Raw genomic sequence first — 23,368 nt, 5'->3', positions numbered from 1 at the left:
GATGCGCGCCGACGCTATGGACGGCGCGCGGCAAGCCCGGCCGATATCAGGCCGGGGTCATCAGGGCCGGCAACAGCGCGCCGGACACATGCTGCACGACGTTGACGCCCTTGGCATGCACGATCGGCTGCGCATACTGCATCAGCGGCAGCACATAGGCTTGCTCGGCGATGTATTTGTCCACCGCCTTCCAGCCGGCGATGCGCTTGGCCTCGTCCTTCTCACCCCACAGCGGGTTGATCATGTCGATCAGATCCTGGCTGTCCCACACCGAGTGCGGGCTCGGTCCATACATGGCAAAGCCGGTCGAGGTGGTCGGGTCGCCGATGGCGTTGCCCCAGTTGTAGAAGGCCGCCGGCGCCAGCTTGTCGGCGGCGCGCAATTCGTAATGCTTGGCGATCTCGTAGACTTCAATGGTGGCCTCGATGCCGACCTTGCGCCACATGCCGACGATCGCCTGGATCATCTCGTAGTCCTTGGGCTTGAAGCCCTTGGTCGTCTGGATGGTGAACTTGACCGGCTTCTCCGGCGAATAGCCGGAAGCGGCCAGCAATTGCTTGGCCTTTTCCGGATTGTGCTCGACCTTGATCGACGCGTCGTAGGCCGCGTATTCCGGCGTTTCCAGCGTGGCGAGCGGCTGGCCGTAGCCGCGCAGCAGCCGCTTGACCAGAAGCTCCTTGTCGACCGCCATGACGGCTGCCTGGCGCACGTTCTTGTCCAGCATCGCCTCGACGTCGTTGAAGAAGATCATGCCGATGTCGGAAACATTCTTGATCGAGCCGGCAAGGCCGTCCTTGGCGATCAGGCGGTCATACTCCTCATAGGGAATCTCGAGCGTCACCTGCGAGGAGCCGGACTCGATTTCGGCGACACGGCTCGCCGCGTCTGTGACGAATTTGATCGTCACGTTCTCGAATGCCGGCTTGCCGCCCCAGTACTTCGGATTGGCCTTCAGCCGCAGGAAGGCGTTGCGTTCGAACTTCTCGACCATGTACGGGCCGGTGCCGATCGGAGCCTTTTCGAAACCTTCGGCGCCCACCTTCTCGTAATAGGCCTTCGGCATGATGTAGCCCGTGAGGAACGACATCCACTTGAAGTAGACCGGGTCGAACTGCACGACATCGCCCGTGATCTTGTTGCCCTCGATCTTGAAGTTGTTGACGTTCTTCCACACGAACTGGATCGGGTTGCCGGTCTTTTCATCGCCGGCCCGCTGCAACGACCAGACCACGTCCTCGGGCGTGAACGGCGAGCCGTCATGCCAGGTTACGCCCTCGCGCACCGTCATCATGATCTTGGTGCGGTCGTCATTCCAGCCCCACTCGGTGAGCAGCCCCGGCGCGAAGGACAGGTCCGGCTTCTGCGGGATGAACTGATCGAACACCGACTGGTAGAGGCCCTGGATGGTCGGGTTGACCGCCGAAGGTCCGGTGGTCGGATCCCAGGACGGCAGGTTGACATTGTAGGCGATGGTCAGTTCGCCGGCCGCCGCTCCGGCGATCTTCGGCAGGCCGATGGCCGTCGCCCCGAGTGCGGCGGCACCGTATCCGAGCAATTCGCGCCTGTTGATTGTCATGGTCGTTCCCCTTGTTGGTTTTTCTGTTTTCCGTGCACGGCTTCGTTGTTTGATCAGTGGGTTCCCTGGGCAACCGTACCTTGCCTTGCTCCACCCCAATGCCTTTCGGCTGCTACCTCCCGCCAAGCTGTTGCGCCAGCATGAAGCCCGAGGCGGCACCCGTGCCGGCGCCCGGCCATGTGGCGGCACCGGTGAGATGCAGATTGGCCACAGGCGTGTTCCAACCGGCGTAGCCGCGTGCCGGGCGAAACAGGAAATTCTGTGCCAGGTGGTGGCTACCACAAACCTGGTCGCCGCCGACGAGGTTCGGGTTCTCGCGCTCGAGGTCGATGGGCGAGAATACGGCCTGGCCAAGGATCTTGGCTCGCAGGCCGGGCGCGTAGGTTTCGACGATGTCGAGCACGCGCTCGGCATAGCGATCCTTGACCTGATCCCAATGCGCGGGCGTGATCTTGCCGGCGGCGTCGCCAAGGATTTCTGCCGGCAGCATGCGCACCTGCACCCACAGCACATGCTTGCCTTGAGGCGCGCGCGACGGATCGACCGCGGTTGGTTGGCCGAGGACCAGCACCGGCTCGTCCGGCAGCACGCCCGCCATCGCCTGCTGATAGGTGCGCGACATGGCGTCGAGCGACGGTGACAGATGCACATAGGCGAACTGCCGCAACTCGGCGCCGGCGCGCCAGTCCGGCAGATCGTCCAGCGCCAGATGGATCATCATGGTGCCCGGCGCGTGGCGGAATTTTTGCATCGCCGTGTCGAAGCCGGCGTCGCCGGAACCGTTGGGCAAAAGCGTGCCGGCCAACGCCTTGGGTGCAACGCCGGCAATGACCGCCCTGGTGGCCGTGTGCGTCTCACCGGACTTGAGCCGCACACCCGTCGCCTTGCCGGCCGAAACCGTGATTTCGGCCACCTCGGCGTTGGTGAAGATCTTGCCGCCGGCGCCCGTGACCATCCCCGATAAGGCACGAATGATGGTGTGGGCGCCGCCCTTGCCCAGCACCATGCCGAAACTCTGGTTGGCCATGGATTCCAGATAAGGGAACACGGCACCGCCTGCGATGTCGGGCGCAAAGTCGAGATGCATGCCCCAGGTGGCGAGCGTCGCCCGCACATGGGGCGACTCGAAAGTCTCCTCCAGCCACGCGCGGGGCGAGGAAAGCAGCAGGCGCCCGGTATCGAGCGCGCCGGTAAGGCCCTTCTTGCGCCAAAGGTTCCACACCGTGCCGGCAAGGGCGCGGGCGCTCATCGGTGACCCCAAGAGGCGAAACAGATGCTCTGCTTCCGCCGGGAAGGCGGCGACCAGCTTGCGCCACGTGGCGGCATCGGCGGCGGAGAAGGCAGCCATGCGCGCGGCCGTCTTTTCCAGATCGTTGCTGACGCCGAACCAGCGTCCGTCCGGGAAGGCGCTGGCGAAACAGTCGGCGACCGGCGCGAATTCCAGCCCGTGGGCGTTCAATTCATTTGCATATTTCCGGTGGAAGGCCGAGCCGGCGAACAGGCTCAGATTCATCGCACCGAAATCGTGCCGAAAACCCGGCAGCGTGAACTCGCGGGTCTGGACGGCGCCGCCGATCGTTGCACTGCGCTCAAAAACCCCGGTTTTCCAGCCTTTGAGTGCCAGATGCGCGGCGCAAGCCAGACTGTTGTGGCCCGCCCCGACAAAGATGGCGTCGAACTCGCTCACGCCCCGCACCCATTTCCTTTATGCTTAAAGATAATTGCAGATGCATATGTTTTCGTCTAGTAGGATATTAAGGGCCGAGACGAGCCTTCAGCACATCAGACAAGAGGGAACAGAGACCATGGACACGCAACAACTCCTCGGCGAAGTCGCCGGCCAGCTTCTTTCAGGCGCCATCAAGGTGGTCGACCTGTCGGCGCCGCTCGGTCCTGACACGCCGCTGATCAAGCTGCCGCCGGAACTTGCCGTCGACACGCCGAAGGTCGAGATCCATAACATCTCCCGTTACGACAAGAATGGTCCCTGGTGGGCCTGGAACTGGCTGAAGCTCGGCGAACACTCGGGCACGCATTTCGACGCGCCGCAGCACTGGATCAGCGGTAAGGATTATCCGGATGGCGCCACCGACACCATTCCGGCGCAGAACTTTATTGGTCCGGTCAATGTCATCGACTGCTCCAAGGAAGCCGCCGCAGACCATGATTTCCTGCTCACCGTCGATCACATCAAGGCGTGGGAAGCCAAGCATGGCGCCATCAACGCCGGCGAATGGGTGGTGATGCGCACCGACTGGTACAAGCGCAACGGCTCGGAAGCCGAATTCCTCAACGCCAACGAGACCGGCCCACACACGCCCGGCCCGACGGCGGAAGCAATCCAGTTCCTGATCAGCAAGGACATCAAGGGCTGGGGCTCGGAGACGATCGGCACCGATGCCGGCAAGGCCGGCGGCATGGAGCCGCCATTCCCGGCCCACACGCTGATGCACAAGGCCAACCGCTACGGCCTGGCCAGCTTGTGCAATCTCGACCAATTGCCGCCGAAGGGCGCCATCCTGATCGCCGCGCCGCTCAAGATCGAGCACGGCACCGGCAGCCCGATCCGCGCCCTGGCGCTGGTGCCGGGCAAATAGGGCGAAGTGGATCTTCGGGAGAAGATCATGCGCGCGGGCGATGATGCAGTGACGAGGTGGGAGAAGGGCAACGCTGGCGCTCTACGGCGCCCCCCTCTGCCCTGCCGGGCATCTCCCCCACTTGGGGGGAGATTGGCGGCTCGGGCGCCGCATACCATCCTGCGACGTTGGAAATTGGCGAAAGCCGAGATGACGGCCAATCTCCCCCCTTGTGGGGGAGATGCCCGGCAGGGCAGAGGGGGGCGCCGTAGAGCGCTGTCCCACGCAATTGAATCCCACCCGCCGACGAAAAGCCACCGCCCATGAACGCCCCCGACCACATCATCGTCGGCAGCGGCATCAACGCGCTGGTGTGCGCGGCGTTGCTCGGCGGCAAGGGCGCCAAGGTACTCGTGCTGGAGCGCAACGACCGCATTGGCGGCTGCATGCGCACCGAGGAAATCACCGCGCCCGGTTTCATCCATGATGTGATGGCGACGACCTTCGTGCTGTTCATTACCTCGCCGGCTTACGCGGCGCTGGGCAAGGACTTGGCCCGGCATGGCCTGGAGTTCTGTCACGCGGCCACCCCGACGGGGGTGCTGCGGCCCGACGGCAGCCATGCCGTGCTCAGCACCGACCGCGCCGCCAACATCGCCGCCTTCAATGCGATCGCCGCAGGCGACGGCGACCAGCACGCCGAGGATGTCGGCGGCATCGAGCGCAATGCCGGGCTGCTGTTCGGCCTGCTCGGCGGCAGCCTGTGGACCTACCCGACGGCGAAGCTGCTCGCCGGTGATGCCTGGCGGCGGAGCCCGCGCGGGCTGGCCGCCTTTCTCGGCGATGCGTTGGTGCCGGCGCGCGGATGGCTGGAAAGCACCTATCGGTCCGAAACCATACGCGCGCTGTGGGCACCGTGGGTCCTGCATGCCGGACTTGGGCCGGAAGATGCTTTCTCCGGCCAGATCGCCAAGGTCATCGCCTTCGCGCTGGAAGCTGCGGGCGCGCCGATCGTCAAGGGCGGGGCGAAGAACCTGCTGTCGGCCTTCGAGGCGCTTGTCAAAGAGCGCGGCGGGGTCATCTCCACCGAGGCCGACGTTGCCTCGATCATCCTGACCGAAGGTCGCGCCACCGGCGTGCGGCTGGCCTCGGGCGAAACCGTCCATGCGAAGAAGAGCGTCATCTGCTCGGTCACGCCAACGCAGCTTTACGGTCGGCTGCTCGGCAGTGACGGCCCCAAAACCGACGTCGAAGCGACGCAAAAATACCGCTACGGCAAAGGCAATTTCCAGATCCACTATGCCCTCGACAAGCCGCCTTCATGGCGAGGCCAGGGGTTGGACAAGGTGGCGCTGCTGCATCTGACGCCTGGGTTGGACGGGGTATCGAAGGCCTGCAACGAGGCGGTGCGGGGCATGCTGCCCGAAGTGCCGACCATCTGCGTCGGCCAGCCGCACGCGCTCGATCCCTCGCGTTGCCCGCAAGGCAAGGCGATCCTGTGGCTGCAACTGCCCGAGGCTCCCCGTCACATCAAGGGTGATGCCGCCGGCAAGCTGCAGGCACCGGCGGACGGGCAGTGGACCGACGCGCTGCGCGAGGCCTATGCCGATCGCGCCGAAGCGATCCTTGCCAGTCATATCGATGGCTTCAAGGACAGCGTCATCGCGCGCCGCGCCTATTCGCCTGCTGATCTCGAAGCGATGAACATCAATCTGGTCGGCGGCGACCCCTATGGCGGGTCCTCGACCGTCGACCAGTCCTTCCTGTGGCGGCCGTTCAAGACCAGCCGCAATCACCAGACCGGCATCAAGAACCTCTACCATATCGGCGCCTCGACCCATCCGGGCGCGGGCCTCGGCGGCGGCTCCGGCTTTCTCCTGGCGGGGAGACTGTGATGGAGCAGAAAATCGCGGAAAAGCGCCAGCGCATTTCGACCTTGGGCCAGATCGGCCTGCAGCAATTCGCGCCCTATCTGATGAACCGCATCATGGGCCGCTACAACGCCACCTTGCGCGACGATTTCCGCAAGCAGGGCCTGACCATTTCGCAGGTGCGGGCGCTCGCGGTGCTGTCGGTCACCGACGGCGTCACCGTCAACGACCTCTCGGTCTACACGGTGATCGAGCAGTCCACCTTGAGCCGCACGCTCGACACGCTTGAGGGGCAGGGGCTTGTGCGGCGCGAGCAGGGGGTTAGCGACAGCCGCATCCGCCATGTGTTCCTGACCGACGAGGGCCGTGCCGAGTTCACCCGCGCCTGGCCGGCCATGCATGACGCCTTCGAGGCCATGTTCGACGACGTCGACGACGCCGAATACGCAGCGCTGATCGCCACGCTGCAAAAGATGCTGAAGAACATTCGCAAGCACGACATCTAGACGTACGCGCCGCCGCTGCCGGGCGGCAACGGAAGGAGGCCAAAAATGGCCGAACGGTCTTTTGCCAAGGAAGTCGAAAAGCTGAGGCTCGGCGCGGGCGAGGAATTTGCCGGCGAAGGCATCCTCGCCATCACCAAGGCGCTGCTGCAATGCGGCGTCGGCTATGTCGGCGGCTACCAGGGTGCGCCGATCAGCCATCTCATGGACGTGCTGGCCGATGCACAGGACATTCTGGGCGAACTCGGCGTGCATTTCGAGGCGAGCGCCTCGGAAGCCACCGCCACCGCCATGCTGGCGGCCTCGGTGCATTATCCGATCCGCGGCGCGGCGACCTTCAAGTCGACGGTCGGCACCAACGTCGCCTCCGACGCGCTCGCCAACCTCGCCTCCGGCGGCGTCACCGGCGGTGCGTTGATCATCGTCGGCGAGGACTATGGCGAGGGCTCCTCGATCATGCAGGAGCGCAGCCATGCCTTCGCCATGAAGAGCCAGGTCTGGCTGCTCGACCCGCGCCCGAACCTGCCCTCGATCGTCAAGGCCGTGGAAGACGGCTTCGAGTTGTCCGAGGCCTCCAACACGCCTGTCATGCTGCAGGTGCGCATCCGCTGCTGCCATGTCCACGGTCATTTCACCGCCAAAGACAACAAGCGGCCGCCGATGACGGTGGCCGATGCGCTGGAGGCGCCCCGCCGCGACACCGGCCGCATCGTGCTGCCGCCCGCTTCCTTCCTGCACGAGAAGGAGAAGGTCGCGAAGCGCTGGCCGGCGGCGGTGGATTTCATCAAGAGCCGCAAGATCAACGAGATCTTCGGTTCCGATCACGGCTCCGTCGGCATCGTCATGCAGGGCGGCATGTACAATTCCGTCATCCGCGCTTTGCAGCGGCTCGGCCTTGCCGATACCTATGGCGAGACCGACGTGCCGCTCTACGTGCTCAATGCCGTGTATCCGTTGATCGACGACGAATTCCTGTCCTTCTGCGAAGGCAAGCAGGCGGTGCTGGTCGTCGAGGAAGGCCAGCCCAACTACATCGAACAGGCCTTTGCCGCCATGCTGCACAAGGCCGGGCGTGGCACCCGCCTGGTCGGCAAGGAGCACCTGCCTATGGCCGGCGAATATACCGGCCAGGTCATGCTCGACGGCATCGGCGCCTTCCTGCGCACCGAGGCGCCGCATCTTCTGCCCGGCGAAGTGCGGGCTCCCAACAAGGTCGGCGACGGCGTCGACACGGCGGACCTGATCAATGTCGTTCCAGGTCGACCGCCCGGTTTCTGCATCGGCTGCCCGGAGCGGCCGATCTTTGCCGCGACAAAACTGGTCGAACAGGAACTCGGCAAGCACCACATCGCGTCCGACATCGGCTGCCACCTGTTCTCGATCATGCCGCCCTTCGAACTCGGCGCCACCACAATGGGCTACGGGCTCGGCCCGGCCTCGGCCTCGGCCTTCAATTCACCCGACGCCAAGCGCCGCTCGATCTCCTTCGTCGGCGATGGCGGCTTCTGGCACAACGGCCTGACCTCCTCGATCGGCAACGCGGTGTTCAACAAGAACGACGGCGTCATCGTCATCGTCGACAATTTCTACTCGGCCGCGACGGGAGGACAGGATATCCTGTCGTCTCGCGCCGGCAACAAGACCAAGTCGACGAAGCATCCCATCACCGAGGCCGTGAAAGGCATGGGCGTCAAGTGGCTGCGCCATGTCGACCGCACCTATGACGTCGGCAAGATGCAGGACACGCTGCGCGAGGCGCTGACCACGGACGAGAAAGGCCCGAAAGTCATCGTCGCCTCGTCGGAATGTATGCTCAACCGCCAGCGCCGCGAAAAGCCCCTGGTCGACAAGGCGATCAAGGGTGGGACGCGCGTCGTCAAGCCGAAGTTCGGTGTCGACGAGGATATCTGCACCGGCGACCACGCCTGCATGCGGCTGTCCGGCTGCCCGTCGCTGTCGGTGAAGTCGCTCGACGATCCGCTGCGCGACGATCCTGTCGCAAGCATCGACCAGAACTGCGTCGGCTGCGGCAATTGCGGCGAGGTGGCGGACGCGGCGGTGCTGTGCCCGTCCTTTTATCGCGCCGACGTCGTGCACAATCCGAGCCGTTGGGACCGCGTCCTCGAGAGCACCCGGCGCGCGGTCATTGGCCTTTTGCAGCGTCGCCGCGAGGGCCGCCGTCTGATGTTCGCCGATGCTTGATCCCAACGCTACACTGCGCCCGAAGGCTGGCGCCGCCGCCGACGAACGCGTTATCAAGCTTGCGGTGCTTGCCGTCGGCGGCCAGGGCGGCGGCGTGCTTGCCGACTGGATCACCGACGTCGCGGAGCGCAACGGTTACGTCGCGCAATCGACCTCGGTGGCCGGCGTCGCCCAGCGCACCGGCGCCACCATCTACTATGTCGAGATGGCCCGTGACACCGGCCGCCTGCCGGTCTTCGCGCTGTCGCCCTCACAAGGCGACGTCGACATTTTGATCGCTGCCGAGCTGATGGAAGCCGGCCGCGCCATTATCCGCGGCTTTGTCACTCCCGACCGCACGACGCTGATCACTTCCTCGCACCGCATCGCCGCCGTATCGGAAAAGATCGAGCCCGGCGACGGCAGGGCGTCGTCGTCGAAGGTGCACGCGACGGCTGAAGCCGCATCGAAGCGCTTCATCGCTTTCGATATGGAAAAGATCGCCGCCGACAGCGGCTCGATGATCTCGGCCAGTCTGCTTGGCGCGCTGGCCGGCTCCGACGCTCTGCCGTTCACGCGCGAAAGCTACCAGGAGGCGATCGGCGCCGGTGGCCGCGGCGTCAAGGCCAGCCTCGCCGCCTTCGCCGCCGCCTATGATCGCGCGCGCGGCACGGCATCATCGGCTGCGCCAAAACCGGCGGAAGCAGCTGTCGTCGGCTCCGCCCTGGCCGCTGGACAGGTGAGTGGCCCGCAAGACCTCCTGCGAGGCTGGCAGGCCCTGGCCGCCCGCATCGACGTGATGCCCGTGGCGGTGCGCGACATGGCGCTGCGCGGTCTGCGAAAGGTCGTGGACTATCAGGACATTGCCTACGGACGCGAATATCTCGACCGCCTGGACAAAGCCGTCGTGCTGGACGGGCCTGATCGAGCCTATGCCCTCTCGATCGCCGCCGCCAAGCATTTGGCGAACGCCCTATGCTACGACGACATGATCCGCGTCGCCGACCTGAAGACGCGCTCGACCCGCGACAGGCGCGTGCGCAAGGAGGTCGGCGTCAGGGATGGCTCGGTCCTGCAGGTGACCGAGTATTTCCATCCGCGCATCGAGGAGTTCTGCGGCACGCTGCCGGCGGGGCTGGGCAGCTACATCGAGAACCGGCCGAAGCTCGCCGCCTTCCTTGACCGTCGCATCAATCGCGGCCGGCGCATCCGTACCGATAGTTTTGCCGGTTTCACCGCTCTGTGGTTCATCGGCGGCCTGCGCCGCTGGCGCCGCCGCCTGCTGCGCCACAAGGTAGAAGCCGCGCATCTGGAGAGCTGGTACGCGCTGGCGCTGGGCCATGCGCGTGAGGACTATGCGTTGGCCGTCGAGATCCTGAACTGCCGCCGGCTGATCAAGGGCTACAGCGACACCCATGTCCGTGCCCAGTCGAAGTTCGACCGCGTGCTGTCGGCGCTCGACCTGCTCAAGGGGCGCGCCGACGCCGCTGACTGGATCAGGCGGTTGCGCGAGGCGGCGCTGAAGGACGAGAAGGGCGACATGCTCGACGGCGCCCTCAAGACGGTGGCGACGCTGGGGGCCGGGCCGACACACTGAGGCCGCGTCGCGCCGTCACCGTGTTTCGACTTGTGAATGAAGCGGCGCAGCTTGCGGGAAAAGATGCAGCAGTCCTGAATCGGCGCGGCGGCGCAGATGTGCATCCACCTCGGCCCGGTCAGCACAGCCATGGAACCTGCCGCCGCAATGGTTACGCAACCGCACCAGATCAGACATGACGGGTGACATCGGCAGGCCGGCGGCATCGAGCAGGCTTGCGCTGAGAAAGGCAAGATCGAGCGACGCCATATCGGGCATCGGGTGACGCAGTGGATGATGGAAGGTCGTGAGGGTGTAGAAGGTGCGATAGGCGAGCGAGTCAAGCTTGGCCAGCGCGTCACTGCCTGCGGTCGCATCGACAAACGGTTTGGTCGCCGAGGACTGGTGGTCGCCGAATTCGAGCACCACGGCGCCGCGCCTGCCGGCCTCCGCTTCCCGCTGCTTGAGAAAATCCTGAAGGTCGCCGCGCGCGATCGCCATGCGGCGCAGATATTCGCCGGCCTGGAAATCGTTCGCGAAAGGCTCGCCTTCCATCTTCAATCCCGGCTCCATCCGCCCCTCATAGGGCGAGTGCGGAAACATGGTCTGGATTTCGAGGAACAGTGGCCGGCCGTCTTCCCGGCGGTGCCTGGCGATGAATGCCTCCGCCGCGTGGTAATAGAAACGGTCGCGCAGATGGTAGAAGGGCGCGGCGATATCCTTGATGTCGAGGACGTTCTCGAACCCGATCGACTTCAAGAAAGGCCCCTCGTTGACGAAGGTAAAGTCCATAGGCGTCATGACGGCCGTTCGATAGCCGCAGCGCGCCAGCAACTCCGGCAACGCGCCGGCGACCTTGTCCTGTAGCGTGATCGTCAGATAGGGACTTCGCCAGCCGAAATCGCTGGCCGAAACCCCGGTCATCAAGGACAAATTGCTGATCCAGGTGCCGCCGCCGAACGTCTCGACCTGCATCGGGCGGGGCTCGCCAGCGGCAGGTGCAAATCGCTGCAGGAATCCCGGGCCACCGGCGATCTGCGGAAAATAGCTTGGATCGGACTGGCTTTCGCTCAACACGAAGAAAATATCGGGAAGCGCTGCCCGGTCGCCGCAGTCGACCGTGTCGGCGAAGGGTGGCTGTGGCGCGACGGCCTGCAGCCGCTGCTCGAACGCCGGCTCGACGACCAGGTTACGCAGATCCATCAGTGAGATGAAGAAGGCCGACATGTGCCGGCCCTGCATATAGTAGAAGTACCGGTCCTTCGAAGCCTCGGCCGGAAAGGTCAGCGGCACCAGCGTGACGAGGACGGCCAGAAGCAGGGCGCGCGCCGATGCGGGCCAGCCGAGCTTCCGGTCGGCGCGAAAGATCAGGATCGCTGCGGCGATGCCAAGCACCAACGCCGCGGCGACAGGCAGGATGAGGTGGAGATAGGAGCCGAGCAGGAAGCGATACACTCCCGGATCCGTGGACACGAAGATCGTGTCGTAGAAGTGCAGCGAGAACCCCTTCATCCGGAATTTGACCGCCGAGATCAGCGTCACCAGGGCAACGGCCATCCAGGCGAGATAGACGGAAAAGGCGAGACGCCCCGATGTCAGGAACACCGCTCCCGCGAGCGCCGCCACCAATGTCAGCGAGAACGGCACCGACAGCCATTCATGCTCGGCTCGGCCGGCACCAAAAACGCCCGCAAGGCTGATCAGCACCAACGCCAGCGGATGGCAGAAGGCCCGCAAAGGCCCTTGAGGTCGAGATATGGCTTTCCCCACGAACATGTCTTTGCGTTCCTTTGGGGGAGCTTTGTGTCATTTGCAGCTTTCGAACAATTCCATAGTAAATTTAACCTTAATCGCCATGTGCGATGGGAATTCAGACGACCAGATCGCGCATCGGCTTCACCGTCGCGGACTCCGGGAACACCTTGTCGCCGAGCACCGCCGCCGAAAGCCCGAACTGGTCGGCGAGCAGGCCTTTCAGCACCGCCCTGACATCGCTGGTCGGCGCCAGGTCGCGCTGCTCGTAGAGCTGGGCCGGCTTCAGGCCCGGCCAGTCGGCTATGACGCGGCCGCCCTTGATCGCGCCGCCGGCGAGCAGCACCACCGACCAGGGCGGCATCCGGCGGCATGGAGCCTTTGGCCGGGATAGCCACGTCAGCTCCTTGTTCAGGCCCAGCGCGGCGCATGAACCCGTTTTCGGCGCGATGCGCTCAGGTCGGATCGGTTGCTGCGGTCGAGGGGCCAGGCCGGTGAAGCGGCTGGCCCCCGCGCACGCTTACCAGTGACGCCAGCGGTGCCAGACCCGATGTGGGTGCCAGACAGGATGGGGGTGCCAGACGTGGAAGACCGGGCCGGGCCGGTAATAACGCTGATACACAACCCCCCGATTGGGCACGCAGCGCCCCCAGTGGTTGGGATGCCAGCCGGGGCCGCAACCCCATGCCACATGCTCGATCAGCGCCGGGGCGCTTGGCTGGGCCAGCATCGGCGTGGCGGATGCCGCCGCAACGGTCGCGGCCGTTCCGGTCAAGGCAAGCGCGGCGGCGGCCGCGTATTGTGTCAGACGGTTCATGACGATACTCCAAATGGTCTCGAAGTTGAAAACCTGTTCGCACCAAGCGGTCCGGCAGGTGTGCCCTTCTTGCCTTAAACGGCGGCTTCGGCGCATTCCGTCGGTGCTTATGGCGATTTTTTTGGCGCCGGCGGCAACGCGGCGCGTCTTGTCAGCGCCTCAGCCAGCACGGCGCGATCCTCGGCCGAACTTGCCGCGGCAAACTCGACGATGCGCTGCTCCAGCCGCATGCGCATGGTGACGTCGGCGTTGCGGGCCCGCTCGAGCGCGGCCGTCAGCGCTGCCGTGTCGAGGGTGGGCTGCCGCAGCAGGTCGGCGGCCTCGCGCCTGGCCTGCTGGCCGTCGAGGATGACCTGGCGGGATTCGCGCCGGACCTCACGCAACGCCTTGCGGAATATCCTGCGTTCCTGGTCCGGAAGCCGGCCTCCGGCCGCTTCCAGCGAATAGCCCTGGCCCGCCTTGCCACTTCTCAGCCAGACGGCCCCGCCGGCAAGGGCGCCGGCCAGGAAGACGTTCAGCGCCACGGACGCGATGAGGAGCTTGCGGCCCGTGCTCATAGGTTTTCCTCGATCGTGTCGTCGGGACCGGCATCGCCGAACGCCGTCGCATTGGCGTCCAGCACATACTGATCGGGCTGAACCTCAGGCGTGGCGACGATCACCAAAGCCGATCCGGCAACCGCGCCGGCCAGGCCGATGCCGGCAAGTCCGAGCCCCAGCCACCACAAGCGCTGGCGCGAGCGTTGGGCAAGATGCCGGTCGGCAGCCCTCACTATGCCGCCGTGCAGCGCCTTGCCGGGCGCCTCGACGCGATAGCTGTCGAGCAGGGCGTCGAGCTTGCCGGCATCCCTCAGAATGGCCGCGCCCGCGTCGCTGGCGGCAAGGATGCTGCCGGCCGCGCGTTCGGCCTGTGGCCATCGCCGCAAGTCGCCGCCATAGGCTGCCGCCAGCGCGGCAAAGCGTTCGGCATCCATCGTCGGTGCGTCCCTGGATCGGTCAGACATCGGTCTTTCCCTTGCCTGTTGGCCCCTTGCCCGCTGGCATCGCGTGCCCGCACGGCGCGGCGATCATCGGAGCCGGCCGCCAGGCGGTGTCGGCAAGGCGCGAACGCTGCGCCTTCATGGCGGCGCGGTTTTCATTCATGGACATCGTCCCTGGCCAGGATCGCCTGCAGCGCCCTGCGGCCGCGCGAAAGCAGGCTCTCCAGGGCATCGACGCTGATCTCCAGGGTCGTGGCCGCCTCGATGTTCGACATGTCCTGATAGTAGACCAGGATGATGGCTTCGCGCTGCCGCGGCGCGATGGCTCGCAAGGCCTGTTCGACGCGCCACGTGTCTTCCCGCGGCTGGGTATCCGGAAGCGGCGCCGGGTCTACCACCTCCGGCAGATCGTCTGTCACCCATTCGCGGCGGCGGCGCAGCCGGTCGTAGCAAAGGTTCAGCGTCACCCGGTGGATCCAGGTGTCGAAGCGGGCATTGCCGCGCCGCCAGCCCGAGGCATGCCGCCAGATTCGGACGAAGGTCTCCTGCGCGACATCCTCGGCTTCCGCCGCGTCGCCCAGCATGCGCACGGCAAGCGCCAGGATACGCGGCAGTTTGCGCGCGACGAGCGTTTGCACGGCCGCCGGATCGCCGGCGCCGATACGACGAACCAGATCCTCGTCCGGATCCGCGCTCATCGGCTGGCGCACCCCTGATGGTCATCGCGTGCCATTACCCCCGTTCATTGCTCCGCCTTGGGAGCGGATTTATGGCCCGGCATTTCGTCGACGCTCAGAACGCCGTCGCCATTCTTGTCCAGCCTGGCGAAGCGCTGGGCGAAGAACGCATCGAGCTCGGCGCGGTCGATGAAGCCGTCATGGTTCGAGTCCGCGCGCGCGAAGGACTGTGTCGGGTCGCCCTTGGTGCCGCGCTTTGCCTGGAGGGCCTCCCATTCCAGCAGGCTGATCTTGCCGTCGCCATCCGTGTCGGCGGCCATGATCGCCTTCTCACGCCGCTTCTGGAACTTGGCCAGCGTGATTTCGGGCCTGGTCTTTGACGTGGCTGGCGCGGCAGCGGGGGGCGGTGCAGAAGGGGACGTCGCGGCCGGAGGCTGTGTCGCCGTCTGGGCGAACGCCGTGGCGGTCAGCAGGCTCAAGGCAGCGGCAAGGATCGAACGGCGTATCATGCTGGCGTCTCCGGTTGGCGCGCTGCCATGGCATTGTGCCGTGGCGACGCTTCTCCCGTTAAACGCAGCGGCGGTAGAAATCCGTCGGTGACTTTTAGGCCAGCAGGCGCATGCCGCAACAACGCGCCCGATCGGGCGCTGCTTGCGCCCTGTTCGAACCCTTCAGCTGAAGGGCAGGAACTTGAGCAATTCCAAGAAAAGTGTGTACGGCTTTCCGGGAAAAGCGCGTAGCGCTTTCCCTATGGAATTGCGCAAAAACAAAGAGATAGAGCGTTTCGCCGTTTCCGCGAAACGGTGAACCCGCTCTATGTCGATTGGTCCGCCACCACCAACTGGTCCGGCTTGAAGCCGGCATGCTGCGGGGTCCATACATCGCCCTCGCGGTTGAACCAATGACACATATATGTGCCGGAGGCGGCACCGTCGCTTATCGTCATCTTCGGGCCTCCGGACTTCAGCTTGACGACGTCTCCGGTCTTGAAACTGTTGGGCATTTTGACCTCCCATGCTGACGCCGGGAGTTTCACATCAAACCTCGGTCTCGACAATGGCGGATGCATTCGGCCAGCATCGCGATCCACAGTGCCAGGCGGCGTTTTGAGGTCGGGTCTCGGTCGCAGTTGCAGCAATGTGTCTTGCCGTTTGTTGTCGAAATTGGATGTTGAAATTCCTGTTCGGCTGGTGGAGATTGACCCTCTGCTGAGTATTGAGCGCGGCTATCGCTTCGGCGATGCTGCCGATCTGGCACCATGAGTTTCGGACGGAGTTCTATCGAACCGTGATCAGAAGCAACAAACAACAGCAACCCGCATGCAGTCTCGTGCCGAATACAGTAGAGTTGCGACATTGAGTGAGAGAGTCTTGAAGCGCTTGGGGAAAAGCGAAGGGTTCCCATCAGAGCGCCGGAGGAAATGATTCGTCACGTTATGGTTGCTGCCTGCCCCAACGATCAAGCCGCTGATCAACGCCGGCTGGCAGGGGGGAGTACATGCCCGGGAAAGCATTGAGAGGAGGCCGGTTTGGCGAAGGCCAAGGGGATCGCTCTGGAGATTGCAGAGCATAGCGCAGCGAATCCCGATGCACAGAAGCCGCTGCGCAAGCGCTTGTTCGATCACCCGCTTCTCGTGGTTAAGCGGAAACTGTTATATCGCCTGCTGCACCCCCAGGCGCCACGGCACCCTGTGCCGCTTACAAAGCCGGTCCTCGTCGTGGGCTCCGCGCCGGTCTCGAACCCGCCGGTGGGTTTTCAGCGCGATGCTTTCACACTCTTTACCGTGAATGGCTCGCAGACCGTGACTGCCCGCTGGGGGATGGGTACTCCTGACGCGACATTTCTTTACGTCAACCAGCTTGACGCGACCAAGCCCAACGCTGTGGCCGTGCGCGCCGTCTTGACCGGCCAGGAGACCGATCTGCTCTGGATTGTGCGTGCACACCGCACGATGGAGGAATTGCGCTGCAACATCGCGGCCTTCAACTACCGCTGTCGCGACCTGCGCACGATGACCCGTCACCAGCGCATGGCGCTCTACGAAGCAGTGATGGGTGTGCCCAATTTCGAGATGCACCTGGAGGAGAAGTTCTCGACCGGGATCACGGCGGTCCTTTACGCCTTGCATAACGGCGCGCCGGCCGTGATCATCACGGGTATTGACCCGGGTTCGCACGGCCATGTGTACAACAAACTGAACATCGACCGGATGCACGTCGGTTCCGACCGTGCCACCCTGCTGGCGCTGTTGGCGCTCGGTTTCCCCCTTTATACGAGCGATCCGCATGTGGCGGACTCGCTCGGTCTGCCACTCTGGACAGGCCAGTTCGGGAGATGTGAGGTCCAATAACAACGGTCGATGTGGCTCGCTGGTGAGCTGTCTCAAATGTGAGTGCGACGATCCGCTCGACGGCTCCGTCGTGAAGAGGTGCGATGCCGGCTTGGCACTTGTCGCGCAAAAACACCATCGACACCTTCAGAGATGAAACGCTCGTGGCAACCCGGACACACGGCATTGCGAATGTGCTTCTGGTCTTCCGCGTGCAGTGCTGCCATGCTAGATTCGTCTAAATTCACATCAGATTATAGAACTGCCACATGATACCAATCTACATTGGCTATGATCCGCGCGAATCCCGAGTTCTGGACGTGGCGCGATGGAGCGCCTATCGGCGGACAAGCACCCCGTTGCAGATACAGCCGCTCGTGCTCAAGGACCTTGTAGCCCAAGGAATCATGACGCGACCGATGGAAGTACGTGACGGTAAGCTCTGGTGCCCGATTTCCGAGGCGCCGATGGCGACCGAGTTTGCCATATCGCGCTTTGCCGTTCCGTTCATGGGGCAAAGCGGCTGGGCCATGTTCTGCGATTGCGACGTCCTGTTTCTAAAGGATCCGGTCAAACTGCTCGATCTGCTCGATCCTTCCTACGCGATCATGGCGGTCAAGCACCAGCAACGCGAATCCGAAGCGGTCAAGATGGACGGACAAACGCAGACGTTCTATCGCCGCAAGAACTGGTCGTCGGTCGTTTTATGGAATCTGGATCATCCCGCCAACAAGCGGCTGACCAATGAGATGCTCAATACGTGGCCCGGACGTGACCTCCACGCCTTCAAATGGCTTGAGGACCATGAGATCGGCGAATTGCCCCTGGCGTGGAACTACCTCGTCGGGGCTTCGGCTTCCGAACTCGATCCCGCCGATGTCTCGCTGGCGCATTATACGCTCGGCGGCCCTTGGTTTGCGGGTTGGTCCGGCACCACGCAATGGGACGAATTGTGGAGCCGGGAAGAGAGCATCCTGCGCGCGTTTGAGGAACAGGCGGTTCAGATTCCCGGATGAAAACTCCGCTTTCGGATCTCTTGCCAATCTTCCAAAAACCAATTCTTCGCCTGCCCAGGGCCACAGGTCCCGCCTTGGTGATGGGCTCGGCTCCGAATTTTCGCCTCCCGCAGGGATATGATGCCGATTGGGCACTTGTGACCGTCAATGCTTCCCAGCTTTTGGCGGAAACCGTCGGCCTCCCCGTTCCTGATATCGCCGTTATCCGCCGCGGCATTTTTGTCGACGCCAGCGAACAGGATTTCTACAAGCGTGATCTGTTAAATGGACGGCAGGCAAAGCACCTGATCATCCCGGTTTGGCCCGATGTCGAGGACAAGCTGAAAGCCGGTTGTCGCACCTTCAATTATCGTTATGAAACCTTGCAGGCGCTTACCAAATGGCAGCTTGCCAACGTCGTTTGGCAGCTTAGCGGCAAATATCATATGTTCCGCGGCTGGCACCGGAAGATCTCCACCGGAGCCTTCGCGATCATACTGGCGCGTTTCGCCGGCTTTGCCCCTGTCGTCGTCAGCGGGTTTTCCCTGTCCCAGGCCGGGCACGGATACGACACCCGAAACGCCTTTCGATATCACGCCAACGAAGATGCGGCCCTGCTTCGGCGGGTGGTGAGAAGAGGCGAACCGATCTACGCGGAGGATAAAGACTTCGCGGCCGAAAGTGGATTACCCTTGTGGCAGGGGCAGATGCCATGACGGCGACGTCAGCAGGGCTGGGGAAGTGGTGCCGCTTGCGTGACTCGAACACGCGACCCCATCATTACGAATGATGTGCTCTACCAACTGAGCTAAAGCGGCCCGGGAAGCGTTAGGCCTCCAAGATGGGCTGGGTGATAGACTCAACCGACGGCGAATTCAAGATGGGCGATCGCGAATTCAGGATGCGGCCCGGCAATTCGTGTTGCGCGTCGTTCCGCCCCGACACATCGCCGACAAAGCCGGCTGCCACGCCCTTACCGATCGGCCGGGACATTGCGCCTGGCCCCGTGCCTCCCTGCCGGCAAAGATCAATGAAGCATGTTGATTTCGTTGCCGGAATACCGCCAAGATGGACTTTGGACACTCCAACGAGGCAGAATGCGGACGCTCGCCCGTTGATTGATTGGTCGGCTGCGGCTAACGATCATGGCGAGGTTTGGGCAACGCACAGAGGGATCTCGCTTGGACGCAATCGAAAAAGCGATCCGGAACGCCCTCGAAAGAGGCAATGCCGAGGACCGCGCATACCGCGAGAAGGTCTATCGCTCGGCTTTCGCCGCGCTCGACCGCGCGCTCCAGGCCAATCCCGGCGTGACGGTGGAAGTCGCCATCAAGCGCCGCAAGGCGATACAGGCCAAGATCACCGAAATCGAATCCGAATTCCTGCCGGCGGTGCCGGATGTCGCTCCCCAGGCTGAGTCCGATGCACCGGCGGTCGAGCTTCCGGCGAGCCCGGCCGCACCCGCCGCAACCGGCGAGAGCGCCGCACCGCCCGCAGTTTCCGTCGACGAGCCTGCGCAGCCGGCTGCCGATGCCCCGCGCTCACGCGTCTTGCCGGTCGTTCCAGACATCATGCCCGACGCGACCCTTTCCGGCGTGCCGTCCATCGACATGTCGGCTCCCGCTTCGTCCGAGGCGACGGCTGAAGTGGCGCCCGATCGCGACGAGAGGCGCATCAGGGGCCGGCGGCTGCCGCTGACCGCCATCTTCCTCACCGTGACGCTGCTCGCCGCGGTCGGCATCGGGCTGTTTTTCGCCATGCAGACCGGCGTCTTCAAGACCCAGGCTCAGCTCGACACCGCTCCGCCCGAAGCGCCGCCGACCGTCGAGGACGACGATTTCACACCGGCCGATGGCGAGACCGGGCCGGAAAAGCCCGGCGCTGCCGATCAGGCGCGCAACTGGATCAACGTGTTTTCGCCCACCGACCCGGCGCATGTCAGCGCTCCGTCGGACGCCAAGGCGGAAACGATGAAGGACGATTCCGGGCCATTCCTGCGCATCCAGTCCGGCGCTTCCGGTTCGGCGATCAGCTTCGATGTCGGGCAAGGCGTGCTGGAGAAGCTCGCCGGCAAGCACGCCGTGTTCGATATCGTCGCCCGCGCCGAGGACGGCAAGGACACGCAGATCTCGGTCGACTGCAATTTCGGCGAGCTTGGTGATTGCGGCCGCAAACGCTATGCGGTCGGCCAGCAGCGCAACGAATATCTCTTCGACGTGAAATTCCCCGACAAGCGGCCCGGCTCGGCCGGAACGATCGCCATCAACTCCGATTTCGACAAGCAGGGCAAGGCGGTCAACATTTACGAGATCCGCGTCTCCGTCGAGCCTTGAGCGCCGGCACCGGAGAGGGTGCGATCAACGATCGAGCAGCGCCTGCAGCGTCTCGATGCGGTCGGCCTCGTTGGCGGGCTTGTCCCAGCGCAGCCGCGAGATGCGGGGAAAGCGCATGGCAACGCCGGATTTGTGACGCGTCGAACGGTTGAGCCCTTCGAAGGCGACTTCCAGCACCAGCCCGTTGTCACGGTCGGCGCGCACCGAGCGCACAGGCCCGAAACGCTCGATCGTGTTGTCGCGGACATATTTGTCGATCTGCCTCAATTCCTCGTCGGTGAAGCCGAAATAGGCCTTGCCGACCGGCACCAGTTCCTCCTCGCCTTCCGCTCCGGACCAGACGCCGAACGTGTAATCGGAGTAGAAGCTCGAGCGCTTGCCGTGGCCGCGCTGGGCGTACATGAGCACGGCGTCCACCGTGTGCGGGTCACGTTTCCATTTGAACCAGGGCCCCTTCGGCCGGCCGGCGACATAGGGCGAATCCCAGCGCTTCAGCATCACGCCTTCGATGATCGGGTGCGGCGGCGCCCGGCGCAGTTCCTCCAGCGCCTGCCAGTCCGAGAACGCGACGAATGGCGAAAGATCGAAGCGGCTCGGGTCGAGCGTTTTCACGAAGTTTTCGAGGCGGACGCGCCGCTCCCGGAAGGGCAATCCCCGCAAATCCTCCGCGCCGACCTGCAAAAGGTCGTAGCAACGCATGAAAGCCGGATATTGCTGCTGCATCTTCAGTGACACCGTCTTGCGGTTCAACCGCTGCTGGAGATCCGAGAATGTCCCTGTCGCTTCCCGGGGATCGCCGACCAGCAATTCCCCGTCGAGCGTGGCCGAGAAAACCATCGCCTCGGCGAGGTCGGGAAAGGCGCCGGAGACATCGTCGCCGGTGCGCGAATAGAGCCGGCGGATGCCGCCTTCCGACACCGCCTGGACGCGGATGCCGTCCCATTTCCACTCGGCCACGTAATCGGCGGGGTCGAGCCTGTCGAGATCGCCGTCGCCGACCGGGTTGGACAGCATCACCGGCCGGAACAGTGCCCGCGCGGCCCTCTCGGGCTTTGCGGCCTTGCCTTCCAGCCATGCGAACAAGGCTGTGTACGGCGGCGACAGCCCGTGCCAGAGTTCCTCGATCTCGGCGACGTCGACCTTGCCGAAATCCGCCAGTGCCTGCTTGGCCAGCCGCGCCGACACCCCGATGCGCAACCCGCCGGTGACCAGCTTGATGATGGCGAAGCGGGCCGAGATGCCGGCACTGTCGAGCAGGTTTGACAGCACTTTCGGCCCGTCGGAGCGGCTCGCCGCCTGCAGCTTCGCGACCACCTCACCGAGCGTCGGCTCACGGTTCGGTATGGTTCCGGGCGTCTGCGGCCAGACCAGCGACACGGTCTCGGCGAGATCGCCGACATAGTCGTAGGAATAGCCGAACAGCACCGGATCCATGCGTTCGGTCACCAGGGTGCGCAGCATCGCCGGCTTGATCGCGGCGATGTTGAGGTCGCCGGTGATGGCAGCCAGCGCCAGCCCGCGATCGGGATCCTCGACGCTGCGGAAATAATCGGTCAGCAGCGTCAGCTTGCCGTTGCGCGACGGCGTCAGCACAAGGCGGTCGAGCAGTTCGGCGAAGCGATTCATGCCATCAATCGCCCTCGTCCTCATACCCCACCAGATGCAGTGGCCGCGCAGCGATCCCTTCGAGTTCGCACCAGCGCACCAGCGCCTCCTCGCGGCCGTGTGTCACCCAGATTTCCTCTGCGCCGGTCTCCTTGATCGTGGCGGTCAGTTCGTCCCAGTCGGCATGATCCGAAATGATCAGCGGCAGCTCGACGCCGCCCTGCTTGGCGCGCTGGCGGATGCGCATCCAGCCCGAGGCGAAGCAGGAGATCGGATCGGGAAAGCGCCTCGCCCAGCGATCGGCGAAGGCGGCCGGCGGACCGACGACGATGGCGCCGGTGAAATCATCCTTGCTGGCGCTCTCCACTGTCGCCGGCTCCAGCGTGCCGAGATCGATGCCCTGGCTCTGGTAATAGTCGCTGAGCTTGGCCAGCGCGCCGTGGATATAGATCGGCCTGTCGTAGCCGGCGTCGCGCAACAGACGCATCACCCGTTGCGCCTTGCCCAGCGCGTAGGCTCCGATGAGATGCGAGCGTTCGGGGAACTGCGCCGCCGATTTCAGGAGCCGCGCGATCTCCTCCTCGTCCGGCGGGTGGCGAAACACCGGCAGGCCGAAGGTTGCCTCGGTGATGAACACATCGCACGCGATTGGCTCGAACGGCAGGCATGTCGCGTCCTGCTGCCGCTTGTAGTCGCCGGAGGCGACGATGCGCATGCCCTGATGCACGACCGCGATCTGCGCCGAGCCCAGCACATGGCCGGCCGGATGAAAGCTGATGTCGACGCCGTTGAAGGCAATTCGCTCGCCCAGTCCTGCCGTCTGTGTCGTGCCTGCAAAACCCTCGCCATAGCGAAGCCTCATGATGTCCAGCGTCTGCTGCGTCGCCAGCACCGAGCCGTGGCCGGAGCGTGCGTGGTCGGAATGGCCGTGCGTGATCAGCGCCCGGTTGACCGGCCGCACCGGGTCGATGAAGAAGTCGCCCGGCGGGCAGTAAAGGCCCTCGGGCCGGGGATGGAGCAGGTCGCTGGCGCGCATCGTTCCAAGATAGTGGCTAATTCGGGCGCGGGAAGCCTGTTGCAAGAGACTGCTGACTCGTCCTACAGCCACCCGCCGGGCAGCAGTCAGGCAACGCACTCTGAGGCCTGCGGATGCCTCTGCTGCGAAAAAGCCCCAATCGCATGCCGGATTATGTCGGGGCAGTGTCGTACGGAGGGATTTTCCATGCGCTGGAACATGATGGCCTTGGCCTCTTGCCTCGTTATGGCGGGCTGTGTCGGCAACTCCATGTCCGAGCGCCAGGACGAAAACGTCCAGTCTTCACTGCAGTATGACAGCGTGCCTTGCGGCCAGTTGCTGGCGCAACGCAACGCCCTGGCTCGGCAATACAATCTGTCCCAGCAGGCCAAGCCGACATTCTCCAACCCCGCGATGGGCTTCGGCCCGTTCATTCCGGATATCCGCTCCAAGACCAAGCGCGATGCCGACAAGGCAAGCGGCGAGATCGACGCCATGAACCGGTCTATCGAGCGCCGCGATTGCGGCAAGCCGGACAAGCAGAAGAAGTTCGCTCTGCCCGGCTGACGCAGGTCGCCTAAGG

At 64.3% G+C, this 23,368-nt stretch carries 22 protein-coding genes, 1 tRNA gene and 1 pseudogene; 10 read left to right on the top strand and 14 right to left on the bottom strand.

Annotated elements, in window-relative coordinates:
• Nucleotides 1-46 precede the first annotated feature (46 nt).
• On the bottom strand, nucleotides 47-1,576 hold the full coding sequence (locus FJ973_RS16585) for an ABC transporter substrate-binding protein (protein ID WP_140556779.1): 1,530 nt from the start codon (nucleotides 1,574-1,576) through the stop codon (nucleotides 47-49).
• A 112-nt stretch (nucleotides 1,577-1,688) separates the two neighbouring features.
• Nucleotides 1,689-3,263 (bottom strand): NAD(P)/FAD-dependent oxidoreductase, encoded by a 1,575-nt coding sequence (locus FJ973_RS16580; protein WP_140556777.1) that lies wholly within the window; start codon nucleotides 3,261-3,263, stop codon nucleotides 1,689-1,691.
• Nucleotides 3,264-3,381: 118 nt separating this feature from the next.
• Here FJ973_RS16580 and FJ973_RS16575 point away from each other — a divergent pair, with 118 nt between their 5' ends.
• The 5 genes from FJ973_RS16575 to FJ973_RS16550 all read left to right on the top strand — a co-directional run bounded on the left by FJ973_RS16575 (nucleotide 3,382) and on the right by FJ973_RS16550 (nucleotide 10,304).
• The gene (locus tag FJ973_RS16575; RefSeq protein ID WP_140496959.1) at nucleotides 3,382-4,173 is read left to right on the top strand and encodes a cyclase family protein; all 792 of its coding nucleotides are present in this window, start codon (nucleotides 3,382-3,384) and stop codon (nucleotides 4,171-4,173) included.
• A gap of 302 nt (nucleotides 4,174-4,475) precedes the next feature.
• On the top strand, nucleotides 4,476-6,047 hold the full coding sequence (locus FJ973_RS16565) for an NAD(P)/FAD-dependent oxidoreductase (RefSeq protein ID WP_140556773.1): 1,572 nt from the start codon (nucleotides 4,476-4,478) through the stop codon (nucleotides 6,045-6,047).
• Nucleotides 6,047-6,529 carry a MarR family transcriptional regulator gene (locus FJ973_RS16560; protein ID WP_140550152.1) on the top strand — a complete coding sequence of 161 codons (483 nt, stop codon included), beginning with the start codon at nucleotides 6,047-6,049 and terminating at the stop codon, nucleotides 6,527-6,529. Before FJ973_RS16565 ends, FJ973_RS16560 begins: the two co-directional genes overlap by 1 nt.
• 45 nt (nucleotides 6,530-6,574) lie before the next feature.
• Nucleotides 6,575-8,728: an indolepyruvate ferredoxin oxidoreductase subunit alpha gene (locus tag FJ973_RS16555; protein ID WP_140496953.1), complete on the top strand. Its 2,154-nt coding sequence runs from the start codon at nucleotides 6,575-6,577 to the stop codon at nucleotides 8,726-8,728.
• Entirely contained in the window at nucleotides 8,721-10,304 is a 1,584-nt protein-coding gene (locus FJ973_RS16550; protein WP_140496951.1) for an indolepyruvate oxidoreductase subunit beta family protein, read from the top strand. The genes FJ973_RS16555 and FJ973_RS16550 overlap by 8 nt, the downstream gene beginning before the upstream one ends.
• Before the next feature lie 15 nt (nucleotides 10,305-10,319).
• Here FJ973_RS16550 and FJ973_RS16545 read toward each other — a convergent pair whose 3' ends face one another.
• The 9 genes and pseudogenes from FJ973_RS16545 to FJ973_RS16510 form a co-directional block, all read right to left on the bottom strand.
• Nucleotides 10,320-12,059, bottom strand: coding sequence for a sulfatase-like hydrolase/transferase (locus tag FJ973_RS16545; protein ID WP_246675893.1), 1,740 nt, complete (start codon nucleotides 12,057-12,059; stop codon nucleotides 10,320-10,322).
• Between the two features lie 94 nt (nucleotides 12,060-12,153).
• Nucleotides 12,154-12,387: pseudogene (locus FJ973_RS16540) on the bottom strand (hypothetical protein); the annotation flags it as partial.
• A gap of 168 nt (nucleotides 12,388-12,555) precedes the next feature.
• Nucleotides 12,556-12,852, bottom strand: a complete 297-nt coding sequence (locus FJ973_RS16535; RefSeq protein ID WP_140556771.1) for a hypothetical protein — start codon at nucleotides 12,850-12,852, stop codon at nucleotides 12,556-12,558.
• 107 nt (nucleotides 12,853-12,959) lie between these two features.
• The gene (locus FJ973_RS16530) at nucleotides 12,960-13,409 is read right to left on the bottom strand and encodes a periplasmic heavy metal sensor (protein ID WP_140556769.1); all 450 of its coding nucleotides are present in this window, start codon (nucleotides 13,407-13,409) and stop codon (nucleotides 12,960-12,962) included.
• Entirely contained in the window at nucleotides 13,406-13,855 is a 450-nt protein-coding gene (locus FJ973_RS16525; protein WP_140556767.1) for a hypothetical protein, read from the bottom strand. Before FJ973_RS16525 ends, FJ973_RS16530 begins: the two co-directional genes overlap by 4 nt.
• On the bottom strand, nucleotides 13,848-13,994 hold the full coding sequence (locus FJ973_RS30940) for a hypothetical protein (RefSeq protein WP_181165287.1): 147 nt from the start codon (nucleotides 13,992-13,994) through the stop codon (nucleotides 13,848-13,850). The genes FJ973_RS16525 and FJ973_RS30940 overlap by 8 nt, the downstream gene beginning before the upstream one ends.
• On the bottom strand, nucleotides 13,987-14,529 hold the full coding sequence (locus FJ973_RS16520; RefSeq protein WP_140556765.1) for an RNA polymerase sigma factor: 543 nt from the start codon (nucleotides 14,527-14,529) through the stop codon (nucleotides 13,987-13,989). Before FJ973_RS16520 ends, FJ973_RS30940 begins: the two co-directional genes overlap by 8 nt.
• Before the next feature lie 44 nt (nucleotides 14,530-14,573).
• Nucleotides 14,574-15,017 carry an EF-hand domain-containing protein gene (locus FJ973_RS16515; protein WP_140556763.1) on the bottom strand — a complete coding sequence of 148 codons (444 nt, stop codon included), beginning with the start codon at nucleotides 15,015-15,017 and terminating at the stop codon, nucleotides 14,574-14,576.
• A gap of 305 nt (nucleotides 15,018-15,322) precedes the next feature.
• On the bottom strand, nucleotides 15,323-15,511 hold the full coding sequence (locus FJ973_RS16510; protein ID WP_140496939.1) for a DUF2158 domain-containing protein: 189 nt from the start codon (nucleotides 15,509-15,511) through the stop codon (nucleotides 15,323-15,325).
• A gap of 525 nt (nucleotides 15,512-16,036) precedes the next feature.
• Between FJ973_RS16510 and FJ973_RS16505 the strand changes: the two genes are divergently transcribed.
• The 3 genes from FJ973_RS16505 (at nucleotide 16,037) to FJ973_RS16495 (ending at nucleotide 18,548) form a co-directional block, all read left to right on the top strand.
• A complete protein-coding gene (locus tag FJ973_RS16505; protein WP_224680245.1) occupies nucleotides 16,037-16,858 on the top strand; it encodes a membrane-anchored protein in 822 nt (273 codons plus the stop codon).
• Between the two features lie 398 nt (nucleotides 16,859-17,256).
• A complete protein-coding gene (locus tag FJ973_RS16500; protein WP_224680244.1) occupies nucleotides 17,257-17,853 on the top strand; it encodes a hypothetical protein in 597 nt (198 codons plus the stop codon).
• A complete protein-coding gene (locus tag FJ973_RS16495; RefSeq protein WP_140556760.1) occupies nucleotides 17,850-18,548 on the top strand; it encodes a hypothetical protein in 699 nt (232 codons plus the stop codon). Before FJ973_RS16500 ends, FJ973_RS16495 begins: the two co-directional genes overlap by 4 nt.
• Before the next feature lie 26 nt (nucleotides 18,549-18,574).
• On the opposite strand, the gene FJ973_RS16490 is transcribed toward FJ973_RS16495, so the two are convergent.
• Nucleotides 18,575-18,650, bottom strand: a tRNA-Thr gene (locus tag FJ973_RS16490).
• A 363-nt stretch (nucleotides 18,651-19,013) separates the two neighbouring features.
• On the opposite strand from FJ973_RS16490, the gene FJ973_RS16485 reads away from it, so the two are divergent.
• Nucleotides 19,014-20,165, top strand: a complete 1,152-nt coding sequence (locus tag FJ973_RS16485) for a hypothetical protein (protein ID WP_140496901.1) — start codon at nucleotides 19,014-19,016, stop codon at nucleotides 20,163-20,165.
• Between the two features lie 24 nt (nucleotides 20,166-20,189).
• Here FJ973_RS16485 and FJ973_RS16480 read toward each other — a convergent pair whose 3' ends face one another.
• Together FJ973_RS16480 and FJ973_RS16475 are read right to left on the bottom strand one after the other, a co-directional pair.
• The gene (locus tag FJ973_RS16480) at nucleotides 20,190-21,791 is read right to left on the bottom strand and encodes a cisplatin damage response ATP-dependent DNA ligase (protein ID WP_140496899.1); all 1,602 of its coding nucleotides are present in this window, start codon (nucleotides 21,789-21,791) and stop codon (nucleotides 20,190-20,192) included.
• Between the two features lie 4 nt (nucleotides 21,792-21,795).
• A complete protein-coding gene (locus tag FJ973_RS16475; protein ID WP_140496897.1) occupies nucleotides 21,796-22,806 on the bottom strand; it encodes a ligase-associated DNA damage response exonuclease in 1,011 nt (336 codons plus the stop codon).
• Nucleotides 22,807-22,992: 186 nt separating this feature from the next.
• On the opposite strand from FJ973_RS16475, the gene FJ973_RS16470 reads away from it, so the two are divergent.
• Nucleotides 22,993-23,352 (top strand): hypothetical protein, encoded by a 360-nt coding sequence (locus FJ973_RS16470; RefSeq protein ID WP_140513098.1) that lies wholly within the window; start codon nucleotides 22,993-22,995, stop codon nucleotides 23,350-23,352.
• Nucleotides 23,353-23,368: the final 16 nt, after the last annotated feature.

The sequence above is a fragment of the Mesorhizobium sp. B2-1-3 genome, from assembly GCF_006442495.1.
Classification (GTDB): domain Bacteria; phylum Pseudomonadota; class Alphaproteobacteria; order Rhizobiales; family Rhizobiaceae; genus Mesorhizobium.
This window is presented reverse-complemented; position numbering and strand designations above follow the sequence as displayed.

Excerpts from the sequence above, each read along its gene's own strand:
- FJ973_RS16585 (WP_140556779.1), bottom strand. The coding sequence starts at position 1,576 with ATGACAATCAACAGGCGCGAATTGCTCGGATACGGTGCCGCCGCACTC.
- FJ973_RS16575 (WP_140496959.1), top strand. The coding sequence starts at position 3,382 with ATGGACACGCAACAACTCCTCGGCGAAGTCGCCGGCCAGCTTCTTTCA.
- FJ973_RS16565 (WP_140556773.1), top strand. The coding sequence starts at position 4,476 with ATGAACGCCCCCGACCACATCATCGTCGGCAGCGGCATCAACGCGCTG.
- FJ973_RS16560 (WP_140550152.1), top strand. The coding sequence starts at position 6,047 with ATGGAGCAGAAAATCGCGGAAAAGCGCCAGCGCATTTCGACCTTGGGC.
- FJ973_RS16555 (WP_140496953.1), top strand. The coding sequence starts at position 6,575 with ATGGCCGAACGGTCTTTTGCCAAGGAAGTCGAAAAGCTGAGGCTCGGC.
- FJ973_RS16550 (WP_140496951.1), top strand. The coding sequence starts at position 8,721 with ATGCTTGATCCCAACGCTACACTGCGCCCGAAGGCTGGCGCCGCCGCC.
- FJ973_RS16545 (WP_246675893.1), bottom strand. The coding sequence starts at position 12,059 with ATGTTCGTGGGGAAAGCCATATCTCGACCTCAAGGGCCTTTGCGGGCC.
- FJ973_RS16535 (WP_140556771.1), bottom strand. The coding sequence starts at position 12,852 with ATGAACCGTCTGACACAATACGCGGCCGCCGCCGCGCTTGCCTTGACC.
- FJ973_RS16530 (WP_140556769.1), bottom strand. The coding sequence starts at position 13,409 with ATGAGCACGGGCCGCAAGCTCCTCATCGCGTCCGTGGCGCTGAACGTC.
- FJ973_RS16525 (WP_140556767.1), bottom strand. The coding sequence starts at position 13,855 with ATGTCTGACCGATCCAGGGACGCACCGACGATGGATGCCGAACGCTTT.
- FJ973_RS30940 (WP_181165287.1), bottom strand. The coding sequence starts at position 13,994 with ATGAATGAAAACCGCGCCGCCATGAAGGCGCAGCGTTCGCGCCTTGCC.
- FJ973_RS16520 (WP_140556765.1), bottom strand. The coding sequence starts at position 14,529 with ATGAGCGCGGATCCGGACGAGGATCTGGTTCGTCGTATCGGCGCCGGC.
- FJ973_RS16515 (WP_140556763.1), bottom strand. The coding sequence starts at position 15,017 with ATGATACGCCGTTCGATCCTTGCCGCTGCCTTGAGCCTGCTGACCGCC.
- FJ973_RS16510 (WP_140496939.1), bottom strand. The coding sequence starts at position 15,511 with ATGCCCAACAGTTTCAAGACCGGAGACGTCGTCAAGCTGAAGTCCGGA.
- FJ973_RS16500 (WP_224680244.1), top strand. The coding sequence starts at position 17,257 with ATGGAAGTACGTGACGGTAAGCTCTGGTGCCCGATTTCCGAGGCGCCG.
- FJ973_RS16495 (WP_140556760.1), top strand. The coding sequence starts at position 17,850 with ATGAAAACTCCGCTTTCGGATCTCTTGCCAATCTTCCAAAAACCAATT.
- FJ973_RS16480 (WP_140496899.1), bottom strand. The coding sequence starts at position 21,791 with ATGAATCGCTTCGCCGAACTGCTCGACCGCCTTGTGCTGACGCCGTCG.
- FJ973_RS16475 (WP_140496897.1), bottom strand. The coding sequence starts at position 22,806 with ATGCGCGCCAGCGACCTGCTCCATCCCCGGCCCGAGGGCCTTTACTGC.
- FJ973_RS16470 (WP_140513098.1), top strand. The coding sequence starts at position 22,993 with ATGCGCTGGAACATGATGGCCTTGGCCTCTTGCCTCGTTATGGCGGGC.